This window comes from Burkholderia sp. BCC1999 (genome assembly GCF_905339975.1).
Classification (GTDB): domain Bacteria; phylum Pseudomonadota; class Gammaproteobacteria; order Burkholderiales; family Burkholderiaceae; genus Burkholderia.
The window spans coordinates 43,207-59,241 of the sequence record NZ_CAJPHP010000029.1 but is presented as its reverse complement, the minus strand read 5'-3'; the positions used below and the strand labels follow the sequence as shown (position 1 = coordinate 59,241).

The following is a 16,035-nucleotide window of genomic DNA, read 5'->3' as shown; positions in this document are numbered from 1 at the left end:
CGGTCCGGCGGGCGGAAAAAGGGGGCGCCGTCGCATGCGCCCCGGGTGGCGCGCTTGCGCTATTGCGCGGCGAGCGCCGACTGTTCGACCGCTGCCGCATGCATCTGCGCGAACGCCGTTTCGAGGTGACGGGCGAAGCGCGGCGCATCGCACAGCGGCGAGCGCAGCAGCCGCTCGCGCAGCCCGGCCCGTACGGCTGCCAGGCGCGGCAGGTCTTGCGCAAACGCGGCCGCCTTCGCGACGTAATCGTCGTCGCCGTCCGCGATCCATTCGGGCATGTCGAGCGTATGCAGGATACTTTCGCCGATATGCGACAGGAAGCGGTCGCCGCGCCGCGTGACGAACGGCGCGCCCATCCACAGCCCCTCCATGCTCGTCGTGCCGCCCGGATACGGGAACGGATCGAGCACGATGTCGATGTCGTTGAACGTGCCGATGTGCGCGAGCCGCTTCGACCCGCCGCGCAGCAGCAGGCGCTCGGCGGGAATGCCGTGCGCGGCAAAACGCGCGGCGAGACTCGTGCGCAGCGCCGCCTCGTCGAGCTGCGCCGATTTCAGCAGCAGGCGCGAGCCCGGCACCGCGTGCAACACGCGCGCCCACAGCGCGACGACCGGCTCGCCGATCTTGTTCGCGTTGTTCAGGCACCCGAACGTCACATACCCGTTTCCTTCGGCCGGCAGCGGCCCGACATCGAGCGGCAGCGCGGGCGGCGTGAAGCACAGATAGCTGTCCGGCAGCCGCCACGGCCGTTCGACGAAATGCGGCGCCTCGTGGGCCGGCAGCACGTAGCGATCGCCGATCACGTAATCGATCGCCGCGACGCCCGTCGTCGCGAAATAACCGAGCCAGGTCGCCTGCACCGGCGCCGGCTTCCACGCGAACAACGGCAGCCGGTTCGACGCGGTGTGACCGCTCAGGTCGACCAGCACGTCGATGCGGTCGGCCGCGATCAGGTCGGCGGCCGCGCGGTCGTCGAGCGGCGTGAGGTCGCGCCACAGCGCGAAGTGGCGCTTGAGCGCCGCGGTCGTGTCGTCCTCGACCGGCTGCGTCGCGTAGGCCGCCAGTTCGACGCGCGACGGATCGAGCGCCGCGACGACACTCAGCAGGAACACCGCGACCGGATGCGATTTCAGGTCGCCGGATACGAAGCCGACGCGCAACGCGCGCCCGTTCGCCGCCCGAGGTGCGTGGCGGTGCGGCCACGCCTGCGCCGCCATCCGCGCGCCGAACGCGCACGCTCGCTCGCGCAGTTGCGCCGGCGACAGCCGGTCGGTGCCGGCGGCGTGGAACATGCGGCCCGAGTGTGCGTTGCGGAACGCCGGATCGAGGTCGAGCGCGCGGTCGTAGCTCGCGAGCCCGGCATCGAGGTGCCAAAGCGCACAGAGGATGTCGCCCATCACCGCGTGCATCTGCGCAGTCGGATTCGGCAGCGACAGCGCGATGCGGCAACTGTCGAGCGCCTCGCGCCGTTTGCCCTGCCGCGCGAGCGTCTGCGCCAGATGGTGATGCAGTTCGGCGCGATCGGGCGCGACCGCCAGCGCGCGTCGCAGGCTCGCCACCACACCGTCGAGATCGCCCGCGCGATCGAGCGCGGCCGCAAGACCGAACAGCCGGTCGACGTCGCCCGACTCCGCCGCGCACGCGAGGCTGGCGATCGCGGCATCGAGTTCGCCGCGCTCCAGCAGCAGCATGCCCAGCGCATAATGCGCGGCATGCAGGCCGGGCTGCAGCGCGATCGCACGGTGGTAGTGCGCAATCGCGTCGACGTGCCGGCGTTGCGCGCCGCACACGTTGCCCAGGTTGAAGCAGGCTTCCGCATAGGCGGGATCGAGCGCGATTGCCTTCTCGTACGCGCGCGCCGCGGCATCCGCCTCGCCCTTGTCCCGTAGCGCGTTGCCGAGATTGTTGTAAGCCGGCGCGTAGTCGGGCCGCAGCGCGAGCGCCTGTGCGCAGCTCAGCATCGCGGCATCGGGGTCATACGCGTCGCGCAGCGCGTTGCCGAGGTTGCTGTGCGCTTCCGCATAGCCGGGCGCGAGCGCGATCGCGCGGCGGTAGGCATCGATCGCATCGTCGAGCCGGCCGTGCGCACGCAGCATGTTGCCGAGGTTGTTCAGGTAGACGGGATCAGCGCGCAGCGCGACCGCGCGCTCCATCAGCGCGAGGCCCGCCGGAAACTGGCCGAGCTGGCACGCGAGCAGCCCGAGGAAATGCGTCGCGTCCGGCTGGTCGGGCGCGTCGCGGCGGATCGCCTCGTACAGCACGCGCGCATCGTCGAGACGCCCTGCCTGGTGGTGCGCGAGCGCCGCGTTCAACCGTTCCGCGACGAGGCCTGTCATGCGCACGGCTCCGTCGTTTCGCCGGCCGCGTAGCGATCCCACATCCCGTGGAACGCATCCTCGAGATTGCGCGCGAACCGCGCGGCATCGCACAGCGGCGACGCCAGCGTGCGTTCGCGCAGCGTCGCGCGCAACGTGGCCAGCGCGTCGCGATCCTGCGCGAACGCAATGGCCTTGGCAAGATACGTGGCTTCGTCGTCGGCGATCCAGTCGCCCATGCCCGCCGCATGCAGCAGGCTCTCGCAGATGTGCGTGACGAAGCGCCCGCCCCTCATCCCGATCACCGGCACGCCCATCCACAGCGCTTCGGCCGTCGTCGTGCCGCCTGGGTACGGGAACGGGCTCAGCGCGATGTCGATCCGGTTGTACGCGGCGAAGTATTCCGCGCGCGGCGAACCGGCTTCGAGGATCAGCCGGCTCGCGTCGATGCCGTGCCGCGCGAAGCGCGCGCGCGTCGCCTGGTTCAGGTCGCCCGCGCCAAGCTCGTGCGCCTTCAGCAGCAGGCGCGCATCGGGCAGCGCCTGCAGCAGCCGCGACCACAATGCGACGACGTCGTCGCTGATCTTCGTGAGCTTGCCGAAACAGCCGAACGTCACGCCACCGTTCGTCGCCATCGGCGGCGGGCCGACCGGCACGTCGTAGGCCGGCGGCGTGAAGCACAGGTAGCTGTCCGGCAGCCGCCACGGCGCCTCGACGAAGTGATCGGCCTCGTCGGACGGCAGCGTGTACGCGTCGCCGACGAAATAGTCGATTGCGCGGCAACCCGTCGTCGCGAAAAAGCCGAGCCAGCTCGCCTGCACCGGCGCGGGCCGGTGCGCGAAGATCGGCAACCCGCTCCAGTTGGTGTGCCCGGCCAGGTCGACGAGCACGTCGATGCCGTCGTCGCGAATCATCTGCGCCGCCTGGTCGCGGTTCATGCAGGTCAGTTTCTTCCAGCTCGCGAAGCCCGACTTCAGCCGCGCCGTCACGTCGTCCTCGACCACGAAGGTCACGTACGCATGCGGCTCGATGCGCGTGCGATCGAGATGCGCGAGCACGCTTTCGAGGAAGATGCCGACCGGATGCTGGCGCAGGTCGCCCGACACGAAGCCGACACGAAGCGGGCGGCCGCGCGCGTGCTGCACACGCTGCGCGCGATCGTGATCGAACGGCTGCACGTCACGCGCCAGGCAATCGCCGTAGCGGTGCGCTTCGACCACCCAGTCCCGCGGCTCGAACGCCGCCGAGCTCGACATGTTGAACAGCAGGCGCGCATACGCGCGATGCGGGTCGTGCTCGATGGCTTCGCGGAAAGCCGCGACGGCGCCCGCGAAGTCGCGTTTCGCCCAGAGGATGTCGCCGAGCGTCAGCTGGATCTTCACCGGATCGATGCCGAGTTCCTGTGCGATCCGGTATTCGTCCATCGCCTCGTCGAGCTTGTCGAGGCGGAACAGCGCGGCGGCGAGGTTGTGGTGCGCGTCGGCATCGTCGGGGTTCAGGTCGATCGCGTGGCGATGGCTGAGCTCCGCGGCCGCCATCCGGTCGAGGTTGTGATACGCGAGACCGAGAAAGTTGTACGCGTCCGCCAGTTCGGGATCGAGTTCGATCGCACGCCGGCACAGATGCACGGACGCCTCGTATTCACCCTGCTGGCAACGCAGCTCGCCGAGCCGGGCCCAGGCCGGCGCATAGCGCGGATCGATCTCGCACGCGCGCTCGAACAACTGCGCGGCGCCGTCGAAATCGTTGATGCTGCGCAACGAGATGCCGAGCGCGCAATGCGCTTCGGCGTCGTCCGGCTCGAGGCCGAAGCGCGCATGCGCGAGCGCGCCGTCGAAATCGCCGGTCGCCCGCAGCGCGGCGCCCAGCCCGCGTTGCGCGACGCGCAGCGCGGGATTCAGCTCGATCGCGCGACGGTAATGCGTGATCGCTTCCGCGTGCTTTTCCTGCGCGCGCAGCACGTTGCCGAGGTTGCTGTGCGCTTCCGCATACGCCGCGTGGAACGCGATCGCCTTGCCGTAACTGGCCGCGGCCGCGTCGTGTTCACCGAGATCCTGCAGCACGTTGCCGAGGTTGTTGTACGCCTCTGCATAACCGGGGCGAAGCTCGATCGCACGCGAACAGCTCGCCATCGCCTCGGCCGGGTCGCGCGCGTCGCGCAGCGCGTTGCCGAGGTTGTTGTGCGCCTCCGGAAACTCGGGACGCAGCGCCACCGCGCGGCGGTAATGCGCGATCGCGTCGGCGAGCCGCCCGCACTCGCGCAGCATGTTGCCGAGGTTGTTGAAGTACGACGCGTCCGGCCGCGCCGCGAGCGAGCGCTCCATCAGCGCGAGGCCCGCGTCGTACTGCTTCAGCTGGCAGGCGAGCAGGCCGAGGAAATGCATCGCGTCGGGCTGGCCCGGCTGCGCGGTGAGGATCGCGTCGTACAGCGCTTTCGCGTCCGCGAGACGGCCGGCCTGATGATGCGCCAGCGCGCGTTGCAGGGTGTCGTTGATGTCGTTCATGCTGCGTGTGCCGTTTCCGTATAGCGTGCCCACATGCCGTGGAATGCGTCTTCGAGATGGTGCGCGAAACGCGCCGCGTCGCAGAGCGGCGACGCGAGCAGCCGGGCCCGCAAATCGGTGCGCAGCGCCGCCAGCCGCGCACCGTCGGCCGCCGCCGCGACCGCCTTCGCGACGTAGTCGTCTTCGTCGCGGGCGATCCAGTCGTTCATGCCCGCCGCATGCAGCAGGCTCTCGCAGATGTGCGTGACGAAGCGCGTGCCCTGCATGCCGAGTACTGGCACGCCCATCCACAGTGCCTCGGCCGTCGTCGTGCCGCCCGGGTACGGGAACGGGCTCAGCGCGATGTCGATCCGGTTGTACGCGGCGAAATAGTCCGCACGCGGCGACGCTGGTTCGAATGCAAGCCGGCTCGCGTCGATGCCGTGCCGCGCGAAGCGCGCGGCGGTTGCGTCACGCACGGCCGCGTGTTCGAGCTCGCGCGCCTTCAGCAGCAGCCGGGCCGACGGCAGCGCGTGCAGCACGCGCGACCACACGCGCACGACGTCGTCGCCGAGCTTCACCAGCTTGCCGAAGCAGCCGAACGTCACGCCGCCGTTGGCCGCCATCGGCAACGGGCCGACCGGCACGTCATCGGCGGGCGGCGTGAAGCACAGGTAGCTGTCCGGCAGCCGCCACGGCGCCTCGACGAAATGACGGGCTTCGCTTTCCGGCAACGTATGCGCGTCGCCGATGAAGTAGTCGATCGCGTCGCACCCCGTCGATGCGAAGAAGCCGAGCCAGCTCGCCTGGACCGGTGCGGGCTTCCAGCCGAATACGGCCAGCCCGCTCGCCTGCGTGTGACCGGCGAGATCGACGAGCACGTCGATGCCGTCGTCGTGAATCGTGCGCGCGGCCGCCTGCGGGTCGAGCGCGGCGATCGAGCGCCAGACGGCCGCATGCGGCTTGAGCCGCGCGGTGACTGCGTCCTCTTCGTCCGACGTCGAATAGACGTGCGGCGCGACACGTGTGCGGTCGAGATGCGCAAACACGCTTTCGAGAAAAATCCCGACCGGATGCAGGCGCAGGTCGCCCGACACGAAGCCGACGTGCAACGGGCGGTGCCGCGCGCGCGCCGCGCGTTCGTGCATGTCGTGCGGATAGCGTGTCGACCGGGCCGCCAGATGCCGACCGTAACGAAGCGCGTCGTTCAGGTAATCGGCGGGCGGCACGCTCGCCGAGGCGGCCGACGCGAACAGCAGGCGGCTCAGCACGTCGGCCGCGCCGTCGTCGGCATCGTCGCGCACCAGCGCAAGCGCGTCGCGATACGCCGGCACGGCGGCGTCGACGTTGCCCTGGCCGCGCAGGATGTCGCCGAGATTCACGTGCATCGCCGCGCTCGGGCGGCCGGCCGCCAGCGCCTGCCGACAATACGCGAGTGCGTCGTCGTGCCGCTCGCGCTTGAGCAGCACGACCGACAGGTTGTGGGCGGTGCCGGCGTCGTCCCGGTTCAGCGCGAGTGCGGCGCGGTAGCTCGCCTCCGCCGCGTCGAAATCGTTCAGGCCGTGATACGCGTTGCCGGCGTGGTTGTATGCATCGGCAAGACCGGGCGCCAGGTGGATCGCATGCTGCGCGTGCAGCAACGCGTCCACGTAACGTGCCTGGCGGCGCAGCATGCCGCTCAGGTTCGCATGCGCGACAGCCATCGACGGATCGCGCTCAAGTGCGCGCCCATAGTGCGACGCGGCGCCGTCGAGGTCGCCCGCATCGCGCAACACACCGGCCAGGTTGTTGTGCACATTCGCGTCGCCGGGTTCGGCGGCGATGGCGGCACGCAGCACCTGCGCGGCTTCGCCGAGCTCGCCGAGTGCCCACAGCGACAGGCCGAGGCCGTGACGCGCGGCCGACAGGGCAGGACTCAGTTCAATCGCGCGGCGGTAATGCGTGATCGCTTCCGCGTGCTTTTCCTGCGCGCGCAGCACGTTGCCGAGGTTGCTGTGCGCTTCCGCATACGCAGCGTGGAACGCGATAGCCTTGCCGTAACTGGCCACGGCCGCGTCGTATTCACCGAGATCCTGCAGCACGTTGCCGAGGTTGTTGTACGCCTCTGCGTAACCGGGGCGCAGCTCGATCGCGCGCGAACAGCTCGCCATCGCCTCGGCCGGGTCGCGCGCGTCGCGCAGCGCGTTGCCGAGGTTGTTGTGCGCTTCCGGAAATTCCGGGCGCAGCGCCACCGCGCGGCGGTAATGCGCGATCGCGTCAGCGAGCCGCCCGCATTCGCGCAGCATGTTGCCGAGGTTGTTGAAGTACGACGCGTCCGGCCGCGCCGCGAGCGAGCGCTCCATCAGCGCGAGGCCCGCGTCGTACTGCTTCAGCTGGCACGCGAGCAGGCCGAGGAAATGCATCGCGTCCGGCTGGCCCGGCTGCGCGGTGAGGATCGCGTCGTACAACGCCTTCGCGTCCGCAAGACGACCGGCCTGGTGATGCGCGAGCGCCGCCTGCAGTTGCGGTTCGATCGACTCCATCGCGTGTGCCGCTTAATACGGATGCGGTTCGCGCCCGAAGTCGATCAGCCGGCCTTCGTGCTCGATCATCACGGTCGCGGCCGCGATCCCTTCGCGCCACATCTCGGCGACGATGTCGCGTGCGCGCCATTGCGTCGGGATGATGATCACGTCGGCCGGCGCCGCTTTCAGTGCGTCGCGGAATTCGATCTTCTGGCCCGTGCCCGGCACATAGGTGCCGACCTTGTCGGGATCGGAATCGACGACGAGCGGAAAGCGCGCGGCATCGGCGTCGAAGTGATGGATGAACGCGGCGGCCTTGCCGGTGCCGCCCCAGATCGCAACGCGCCGCCCCGATTCGGCCAGCGCGGCAAGCTGCCCGGCGATCGCCGCGCGATGCTCGACCGTGCGGGCCGCGAACCGCGTCGACGCATCGGCGCGTTCGCGCGCCTGCTCGGGTACGCCGAGCCGCACCAGTGCATAGACGACTTCGCCGTCGTAGCCGTGCGCGAGCGTGACGACCTCGCCCGCGCGTGCCATCAGCGCGCGGAACGACTCCGTCGTGAATTGCGACACGTGCTCATAGAAGAAATCGGCGAGGCGCTCGGTTTCGAACACGCGGTCGATGCACGGCACTTCCGCGAACAGCCAGCATGCGTTCGGCTGGCTCGCGGCGCCCCATGCGAGCTGCTCGACGAGCTTCGCGGGTTCGGTCAGGTGTTCGAGCACGTGACGGATGACGATCGCATCGGGCCGGAAGGCCGGCATGTCGGCGAGCGGTTCGAACAGCCGCGCATGGAACTCGATGCCGTGGCCGGTGCCCGCGCTCGCATTCGGATCGAAGCCGGCGAAGCGGCCGCCGCGGCTCGCGTCGGCGAGCCCGCGCACGAAATGCCCTTCGCCGCAGCCGATCTCGACGACGGCCGGTTCGGACGGCAGCGCGCCCAGCAGCAGATCGCGCGTGGCGGCGAGATGGCCTTTCCAGATCCCGCCGCTGTTGAACATCCGGTTCGGGTTGCTCTGGTACGGAATCGCGTCGTAGCTGAAGCGGTGGTTCCACACGTGCGAGCAGCGCGGGCACTGGACGAAGTCGAGCGCATGGCGCGGCAGCCGGCGCGCCGCTTCGGCGGACGCGGGCCACGCGAGCGTCGCGAGCGTGCGCTCGCCGGGCGAGAAGAACGGCGCGGCAACGGTGTGCGCGCAGACGGGACAGGTGGCGTCGATCAGTTCGGGGTTCATGTATTCACCTGTTTGCGGAAATAGGCGATCGTTTCCTTCAGGCCGTCCTCGAGCGCGATGCCGGGCTGCCAGTCGAGGCGCTGGCGCGCGCGGCCGATGTCGGGGCGGCGCTGCAGCGGATCGTCGGCCGGCAACGGGCGATATTCGATGCGGCTTTTCGAGCCCGTGAGCCGCAGCACGCATTCCGCCAGCTCGCGGATCGTGATCTCGCTCGGGTTGCCGAGGTTCATCGGGCCGGTGTCGTCGTCCTGGTCCATCATGCGCAGCAGGCCTTCGACGAGATCGTCGACGTAGCAGAACGAGCGCGTCTGGCTACCGTCACCGTAGAGCGTGATCGGTTCGCCGCGCAGCGCCTGCATGATGAAGTTCGACACGACGCGCCCGTCGTCGGCGCGCATGCGCGGGCCGTAGGTGTTGAAGATCCGCACCACGCGGATGTCGACGCCGTGCTGCCGGTGATAGTCGAAAAACAACGTTTCGGCGCAGCGCTTGCCTTCGTCGTAGCACGCGCGCGGCCCGTTCGGATTGACGTTGCCCCAGTAGCTTTCCTGCTGCGGATGTTGCTGCGCGTCGCCGTACACCTCGCTCGTCGACGCCTGCAAAATGCGCGCGCCGCAGCGCTTCGCGAGGCCGAGCATGTTGATCGCGCCGAGCACGGCCGTCTTCACCGTCGATACGGGATCGCTCTGGTAGTGCACCGGGCTCGCCGGGCACGCCATGTTGAACACGCGGTCGGCTTCGACGTAGAGCGGCAGCCACACGTCGTGGCGGATCAGCTCGAAATTGACGTGCCCCATCAGGTGCGCGACGTTGTGCTTGCTGCCCGTGTAGAAGTTGTCGACGCACATCACGTCGTAGCCGGCACCGACAAGGCGCTCGCACAGGTGCGAGCCGAGAAAGCCCGCGCCGCCGGTGATGAGGACCGACTGGCCGTTCACGATGCAGCTCCCGGCGCGGCTTCGACGTGACGCGCCCACATCGCGTGCAGCGCGTCCTCGAAATGGCGTGCGAAGCGGGGCGCGTCGCACAGCGGCGCGGCGAGCACCTGCGCGCGCAGCGTCGTGCGCAGCACGGCCAGCTCGGCCGGGTTGCGTGCGAACGCGACGGCTTTCGCGACGTATGCGTCGTCATCGTCGTCGGCGATCCATTCCGGCAGGCGCGCCGCGTGCAGCAGGCTTTCGCAGATGTGCGACAGGAACCGCGCGCCGCGGCGGCCGAGCACCGGCACGCCCATCCACAGCGCTTCGGCCGTCGTCGTGCCGCCCGGGTACGGGAACGGGCTCAGCATCAGGTCGACGCGCCGGTACGCGGCGAGGTATTCGTCGCGCGGCGAGCGGCCTTCGAACAGCAGGCGCGCCGCGCCGATGCCGTGCGCCGCGAAGCGGGCCTGCAGCGCGTCCTGCTCGCGCGGGTCGTCGAGATGCGGCGCCTTCACGAACAACTTCGCGTTCGGTACGTCGGCGAGCACGCGCGACCACACCGCGATCACGCGGTCGGTGAGCTTCGCGAGCTTGCCGAAATAGCCGAAGGTCGGATAGCCGTTCGCGAGCAGCGGCAGCGGGCCGGCGTCGAGCTCGACGGACGGCGGCGTGAAGCACAGGTAGCTGTCGGGCAGATGCCACGCGCGTTCGACGAAATGCGCGGCCTCGTCGGCCGGCATCACGTAGCGATCGCCGAGCACGTAATCGATCGCGCGCATGCCGGTGCTCGCGAAATAGCCGGGCCAGCTCACCTGCAGCGGCGCGGGCTTCCATGCGAACAACGGCAGGCGGTTGTGGATCGTGTGGCCCGATGCGTCGATCAACACGTCGATGCGGTCGTCGCGAATCCGCGCGGCCGCGGCTTCGTCCCCGATGCCCGCGAGGCTGGTCCACGACGCGAAGCACTGCTTCAGGCGCGCGGTGACGTCGTCCTCGACGTCGCGCGTCGGATACGCATGCAGTTCGATGCGCGCGCCGTTCAGGTGCGCGAGCATCCCTTCGATGAAATAGCCGACCGGATGCGACTTCAGATCGCCCGACACGATGCCGACGCGCAGCGGCCGGCCGATGCGCGCGGTCAAGTCGACGAGCCAAGTCGACCACGGCTGCGCACGGCCGGTGACGAGCGCATCGAAGCGGGCCGCTTCGTCGAGATACGCGCGCTGGTCGAACGCATCGCTGTAGTGATACGCGAACAGCAGGTTGCTGCGCGGCTCGGGCAGCTCGGGACGCAGCGCGACCGCGTGCTGGTACGCCTCGAGCGCGGCCGGAATCTCGTTCAGGTCGAGCAGCGCGTTGCCGAGATTGTTGTACGCCTGCCCGTGCTCGGGCTGCAGCGCGATCGCCTGGCAGAACGCGTCGATGGCCGCACGCGCGTTGCCGGCGAGCCGCTGCGCGTTGCCGAGGTTGTTGTACGCGTCGATGTAATCGGGCCGCAGCTCGATCGCGAGACGGAAGCACTCGGCCGCCGCGGCCGGGCGGTTGTGCGCCTGCATCACGTTGCCGAGGTTGTAGTAGTAGATCGCGTCGGGCTTGATCTCGATCGCCGCCATGATCAGCTCGGACGCCTCCTGATAACGCCCGTACTGGTGACCGATCAGGCCGAGCAGGTGCAGCGCGTCCGCGTGCCGCGGGTCGGCGTCGAGGAGTTGCCGGTACAGCGTCTCGGCTTCTTCGAGGCGGTCGGCCTGGTGCAGCGCCAGCGCAGCTTCGATCGTGGCGACGGGGGAGTCGGGCAGCGTGAGATCAGTCATCGTGGTAAGCCAGCCTGGGTTCGATAGGGGCGCGCGCACCGGCGCGCAGGCCGGCACGTGATCGCGAAGGCACGCCCCGGCAGATGCCGGGCGGCATGCGGGCGGACGGCCTTCGACATGCCAGCATTCTCTGCGTGCTTACGCCGTTCCAATCGGCGGAGCAGGTGCCGGATTTGGTCGCTTTTCATGTGACCGCAAGGGCGGCCGCATGACGCCGGTCAAGGTTGCGGTTCGGGCAGCGGGAGCACGGATTTCCGGCCTCGGCGCGCGGCCTCGTATCGGTGCCGGATCGCGCCGGGCCGCGTCGCGTAACGGTTTGCGTGGTTGCGGCAGCATGCGGATATCGCGCCCGCCTGGTCGCCTGACGCGGCGGCATCCGTCGAAATGCGGGGTGAAACGGCCCGCTAATCCGCCATTCGATCCGGGCGCGGATCGATAGACTCGGGCACAGACTTGGAGGCGTCCACCGCGCGGACGATCGCGCAGGGCGCAAGCCGCTTGCCGGCCCGCGGCTGGGGATGCCCTCGAATCCACCCTCAGCGCCTGGAGCCATGTGTATGCACGAGTCCTCAATCATCTCCAACTCGAACGACGATCAGCTCGCCGCGCGGCGCGAACTGTTCGAAGGCATCCACTACGTGCGCGAACCGCTCGGCAACCATCCGCACCGGATCCACAAGGCGAAGTCGGATCCGTCGCTGTGCTATCTGACGTTCCCGGAAGGCAGCGGAGTGCGCCCATGAAGATCGCGATCCTCGGCAACGGCATCCTCGGGCTGATGACGGCCCGTGCCTGGCAGCGCGCCGAGCCTGGCATCGAGCTCGTCGTCGTCGGTCCCGCGCAGCGCCCCGGTTCGGCGACGCGCGCAGCCGCCGCGATGCTCAACTCGTTCACCGAACTGGAAGGCGATTCGCTCGGCACGCCGCTTGACCGCTTCAAGTTCGAACTGAGCCGCGCGGCGACCGCCGCCTGGCCCGACGTGTTCGCCGAGATCTGCACGCCGGCGCACGCGGTCGCGCACGGCTTCGGCACCTACGTGCTCAACAACGCGGCCACCGACGCGCTCGACGACGAGAACTTCGCGGCGATGCGACGCTTCTGCCGTGAATTCGAGGAGCCGTGCGAGGCCGTCGATCCGGCCAGCATTCCGAACTATCACCCGCATCCGCAGTTCCGCGCACTGAACGCGGTGTATCTGAAGCGCGAAGGCTGGACGAACCCTAAACAGTTTCTCGATGCGCTCCAGGCCAGCGTGGCCGCGGCCGGCCACGTCACGTTCGTTTCCGCCGAAGTCGAGCGCGTCGACGTCGCGAGCGGGCGCGTGACCGGCGCCCGGCTGAGCGACGGCTCGACGGTCGAGGCCGACCGCTTCGTGCTCTGCAACGGCGCGAACCTGACGCGAGTGCTGCAGGCGAGCCTGCCGGAGCTGCCGGTGCAGCGGCTGTTCTACGGCATCGGCATGTCGATCGAACTCCAGAGCAGCGAGAACGTGCACACGCACTGCGTGCGCACGACCAACCGCGGCCTCGCATGCGGCGTCTATTCGGCACCGTACGGCCCGGACCGCACGCTCGTCGGCGCCAGCAACTACATCAGCCCGGTGCCGCACGAGCACGGGCATGCAGGCAGCGCGTACACGTTGCTCAAATCCGCGATGGACCAGATCAACACGCGTTTCTCACGCGCGTATCTCGTCAACGTCAACGTCGGCTGGCGGCCGACGACGTCCGATCTCTATCCGCTGATCGGCGCAACCAGCGTACGCGACCTATGGATTCTCGGCGGTACCAAGCGCGACGGCTTTCACCTGTCGCCGGTCCTGTGCCGCGACCTCGTCGCGGCGATGCGCGGCCAGCCGATCGATCCGCGTTATGCGGACCTCGCGCCAGAGCGGCCGCTGATCCGCAACCTGTCGCGCGAAGCGGCGATCGCCAAGACGGTCCGCCACCAGATCAACGCGGCGTACCAGCACGACTTCGTCCCCGCGCGCAATCGCATGGTCGAACAGCTCGAACGCGCGAGCCGCGCGGATCTCGAAGCGCTGCACGACCGGCTCGGCGCGACGGACTGGGGCATTCCGCCCGAACTCGTCGACATGTACCGGTACGGTCACATCCCGGTCTGAGCGACATGAATCCGCAGCCGAAGCGCATCGCGATCGTCCAGTCGAACTACATCCCGTGGAAGGGCTACTTCGACCTGATCGCCGCGACCGATGAATTCATCCTGTACGACGACGCGCAGTACACGCGGCGCGACTGGCGCAACCGCAACCAGATCAAGACGCCGCAGGGCGTGCAGTGGCTGACCGTGCCGGTCAAGGTGAAAGGCCGCTATCACCAGAGCATCCGTGAAACCGAGATCGACGGCACGCAATGGTCGGAGCAGCACTGGACGCGGTTGCGGCAGAACTATGCGCGTGCGCCGCATTTCGCACGGTACGAGGAACAGCTCGAAGCGCTTTACCTGGATGGCCGGCACGACACGTTGAGCGCGCTGAACCTCGCGATGCTGGCGTGGATCAACCGGCAGTTAGGCATCTCCACGCGCATTTCGTCGTCGTCCGACTACACGCTGGAAGGCGACCGCACCGACAAGCTGCTGAACCTCTGTCTCCAGGCCGGGGCGACCGAATACCTGTCGGGCCCCGCCGCGCGCGACTACCTCGACGAGAGCCGGTTCGCGGCCGAACGCGTCGCGGTGCGCTGGTTCGACTATCCGGCGTATCCACCCTACGCGCAGCTGTGGGGCGAGTTCGTTCACGGCGTGACGGTGCTCGACGTGCTGTTTCATTGCGGCCCGGATGCACGCCGGCATGTCGTGACCGGCCGAACCTGAGGACCACGCGATGCACGATTCCCGACACTCGAGCCTGCTGGCAGATGTCGCCGCCTATTACGGCGCGCGCCTGGCCGAGCACGGACAGACCGCGCGCGGCGTGGACTGGAACGGCGAGGACGGCCAGCGGCTGCGATTCGCACAGCTGACGAAAATCGTCGCGCCCGATGCCGACGGCTTTTCGGTCAACGACATCGGCTGCGGCTACGGCGCGCTGGTGGACTTTCTCGACGAGCACACGGCGGGGCGTCGTCACGTCTATGCGGGCAACGACGTGTCGCCCGAGATGGTCGACGCGGCGCGGCAACGTCATCGCGACCGCGCCAACGTGTCGTTTCACGTCGGCGACACGCCGCTGGCGACCGCCGACTACGGCATTGCGTCGGGCATCTTCAACGTCCATCGCGGCCACGACGACGAGACGTGGCTCGACTACATCCACGCGACGCTCGACATGCTGCACGCGACGAGCCGCCTCGGCTTCTCGTTCAACTGCCTGACGTCGTATTCCGATCCACCGTTCATGCGGCCCGAACGGTTGTACTACGCCGATCCGTGCGCGCTGTTCGATCGCTGCAAACGCCGCTACTCGCGGCACGTCGCGTTGCTGCACGACTACGGGCTGTACGAATTCACGCTGCTCGTCAGGAAGGACGGCTGAGCGCGCCCTCGCGCAAGCCGCCGCCCGTCGCCCCTCATATGCCCCCGCGGAGTCCTGTCATGTTCGCTCCTCCCAATCTCGATCGCATTCCGTTCGGCCGGCCGTTCATCGTCGGCAAGGAGCTCTACTACATCGCGAAAGCGGTCGAACAGGGCGGACTCGCCGGCGACCAGGCGTTCACGAAGCTGTGTCACCAGTGGCTTGAAACGCGCATCGGCTGCCATCGCGCACTGCTCACGCACTCGTGCACGGCCGCGCTGGAGATGGCCGCGATCCTCACCGACGTCGGCCCGGGCGACGAGGTGATCATGCCGTCCTACACGTTCGTGTCGACCGCCAACGCGTTCGCGTTGCGCGGCGCGACGCCCGTCTTCGTCGACATCCGTCCCGATACGCTGAACCTCGACGAGCAGCTCGTCGCGGCCGCGATCACCGAGCGCACGCGCGCGATCGTCCCGGTTCACTACGCGGGCGTGTCGTGCGACATGGACACGATCTCGCACCTCGCGGCCGATTACCGGCTGTGGGTCGTCGAGGACGCCGCGCAGGCGATCCAGTCGACCTGGAAGGGCAAGCCGCTCGGCAGCATCGGCCATCTCGCATGTCTCAGCTTCCATGAGACCAAGAACGTGATCGCCGGCGAAGGCGGTGCGTTGCTCGTCAACGACGAGCGCCTCGTCGAGCGCGCGGAAATCGTCCGCGAGAAGGGCACGAACCGCAGCCAGTTCTTCCGCGGCCACGTTGACAAGTACACCTGGGTCGACGTCGGTTCGTCCTATCTGCCGGGCGAGCTGATCGCCGCGTTCCTGTACGCGCAGTTCGAGCACGCGGACGTGATCACCGCACAGCGGCGCGCGACCGTGAAACGCTATGAAGATGCGTTGCAGCCGCTGCACGACGCCGGGCACATCACGCTGCCCGCCGCGCCGCTGAGCGAGCAGGGCAACGGCCACCTGTTCTATCTCCTCACGCGCAACCTCGCCGAGCGCACCGCGCTGCTCGAACGGATCCGCGACGCGGGCGTATTCGCCGTATTCCATTACGTGCCGCTGCACAGTTCGCCGGCGGGTCTGCGCTACGGCCGGTGCGGCTCCGGCATGCAGGTCACCGACAATGTCGCTGACCGGCTCGTGCGCCTGCCGCTGTACCACGCGATGAGCGAAGCGGAACAGGATCGCGTCATCGAAGTGGTATCCGACTTCTACCGGGCCGGCGCATAACCGGCCACCGGCCGCCCGTCGCCCTTCATCGCGCCTTTCGCCAT

General features: G+C 68.7%; 11 protein-coding genes. 5 read left to right on the top strand and 6 right to left on the bottom strand.

Annotation, left to right across the window (positions count from 1 at the left end; translation table 11 throughout):
• Window positions 1-59: 59 nt before the first annotated feature.
• Genes U5809_RS30875 through U5809_RS30850 form a run of 6 tightly spaced genes read right to left on the bottom strand, consistent with a single transcriptional unit; the run spans window position 60 to window position 11,272 of the window.
• Entirely contained in the window at window positions 60-2,336 is a 2,277-nt protein-coding gene (locus U5809_RS30875; protein WP_322089295.1) for a tetratricopeptide repeat protein, read from the bottom strand.
• Window positions 2,333-4,819: a tetratricopeptide repeat protein gene (locus tag U5809_RS30870; protein ID WP_322089294.1), complete on the bottom strand. Its 2,487-nt coding sequence runs from the start codon at window positions 4,817-4,819 to the stop codon at window positions 2,333-2,335. The genes U5809_RS30875 and U5809_RS30870 overlap by 4 nt, the downstream gene beginning before the upstream one ends.
• Window positions 4,816-7,320 carry a tetratricopeptide repeat protein gene (locus U5809_RS30865; protein ID WP_322089293.1) on the bottom strand — a complete coding sequence of 835 codons (2,505 nt, stop codon included), beginning with the start codon at window positions 7,318-7,320 and terminating at the stop codon, window positions 4,816-4,818. The genes U5809_RS30870 and U5809_RS30865 overlap by 4 nt, the downstream gene beginning before the upstream one ends.
• A 12-nt stretch (window positions 7,321-7,332) precedes the next feature.
• Entirely contained in the window at window positions 7,333-8,538 is a 1,206-nt protein-coding gene (locus tag U5809_RS30860; protein ID WP_322089292.1) for a class I SAM-dependent methyltransferase, read from the bottom strand.
• Window positions 8,535-9,476 (bottom strand): UDP-glucuronic acid decarboxylase family protein, encoded by a 942-nt coding sequence (locus U5809_RS30855; RefSeq protein WP_322089291.1) that lies wholly within the window; start codon window positions 9,474-9,476, stop codon window positions 8,535-8,537. Before U5809_RS30855 ends, U5809_RS30860 begins: the two co-directional genes overlap by 4 nt.
• Window positions 9,473-11,272 (bottom strand): tetratricopeptide repeat protein, encoded by a 1,800-nt coding sequence (locus tag U5809_RS30850; RefSeq protein WP_322089290.1) that lies wholly within the window; start codon window positions 11,270-11,272, stop codon window positions 9,473-9,475. Before U5809_RS30850 ends, U5809_RS30855 begins: the two co-directional genes overlap by 4 nt.
• Before the next feature lie 557 nt (window positions 11,273-11,829).
• On the opposite strand from U5809_RS30850, the gene U5809_RS30845 reads away from it, so the two are divergent.
• Genes U5809_RS30845 through rffA form a run of 5 tightly spaced genes read left to right on the top strand, consistent with a single transcriptional unit; the run spans window position 11,830 to window position 15,991 of the window.
• Complete coding sequence (locus U5809_RS30845; protein WP_322089289.1) at window positions 11,830-12,015, top strand: hypothetical protein; 186 nt, start codon at window positions 11,830-11,832, stop codon at window positions 12,013-12,015.
• Window positions 12,012-13,397 carry an FAD-binding oxidoreductase gene (locus tag U5809_RS30840; RefSeq protein WP_322089288.1) on the top strand — a complete coding sequence of 462 codons (1,386 nt, stop codon included), beginning with the start codon at window positions 12,012-12,014 and terminating at the stop codon, window positions 13,395-13,397. The genes U5809_RS30845 and U5809_RS30840 overlap by 4 nt, the downstream gene beginning before the upstream one ends.
• Window positions 13,398-13,402: 5 nt before the next feature.
• Complete coding sequence (locus tag U5809_RS30835) at window positions 13,403-14,110, top strand: WbqC family protein (RefSeq protein ID WP_322089287.1); 708 nt, start codon at window positions 13,403-13,405, stop codon at window positions 14,108-14,110.
• Window positions 14,111-14,120: 10 nt separating this feature from the next.
• The gene (locus tag U5809_RS30830; protein ID WP_322089286.1) at window positions 14,121-14,771 is read left to right on the top strand and encodes a class I SAM-dependent methyltransferase; all 651 of its coding nucleotides are present in this window, start codon (window positions 14,121-14,123) and stop codon (window positions 14,769-14,771) included.
• Window positions 14,772-14,830: 59 nt separating this feature from the next.
• Window positions 14,831-15,991: a dTDP-4-amino-4,6-dideoxygalactose transaminase gene (gene rffA / locus U5809_RS30825; protein WP_322089285.1), complete on the top strand. Its 1,161-nt coding sequence runs from the start codon at window positions 14,831-14,833 to the stop codon at window positions 15,989-15,991.
• The last annotated feature ends 44 nt before the right edge of the window (window positions 15,992-16,035 follow it).

Coding starts and splice junctions, on each gene's coding strand:
- rffA (WP_322089285.1), top strand. CDS start 14,831: ATGTTCGCTCCTCCCAATCTCGATCGCATTCCGTTCGGCCGGCCGTTC.
- U5809_RS30840 (WP_322089288.1), top strand. CDS start 12,012: ATGAAGATCGCGATCCTCGGCAACGGCATCCTCGGGCTGATGACGGCC.
- U5809_RS30865 (WP_322089293.1), bottom strand. CDS start 7,320: ATGGAGTCGATCGAACCGCAACTGCAGGCGGCGCTCGCGCATCACCAG.
- U5809_RS30830 (WP_322089286.1), top strand. CDS start 14,121: ATGCACGATTCCCGACACTCGAGCCTGCTGGCAGATGTCGCCGCCTAT.
- U5809_RS30860 (WP_322089292.1), bottom strand. CDS start 8,538: ATGAACCCCGAACTGATCGACGCCACCTGTCCCGTCTGCGCGCACACC.
- U5809_RS30835 (WP_322089287.1), top strand. CDS start 13,403: ATGAATCCGCAGCCGAAGCGCATCGCGATCGTCCAGTCGAACTACATC.
- U5809_RS30850 (WP_322089290.1), bottom strand. CDS start 11,272: ATGACTGATCTCACGCTGCCCGACTCCCCCGTCGCCACGATCGAAGCT.
- U5809_RS30870 (WP_322089294.1), bottom strand. CDS start 4,819: ATGAACGACATCAACGACACCCTGCAACGCGCGCTGGCGCATCATCAG.
- U5809_RS30875 (WP_322089295.1), bottom strand. CDS start 2,336: ATGACAGGCCTCGTCGCGGAACGGTTGAACGCGGCGCTCGCGCACCAC.
- U5809_RS30845 (WP_322089289.1), top strand. CDS start 11,830: ATGCACGAGTCCTCAATCATCTCCAACTCGAACGACGATCAGCTCGCC.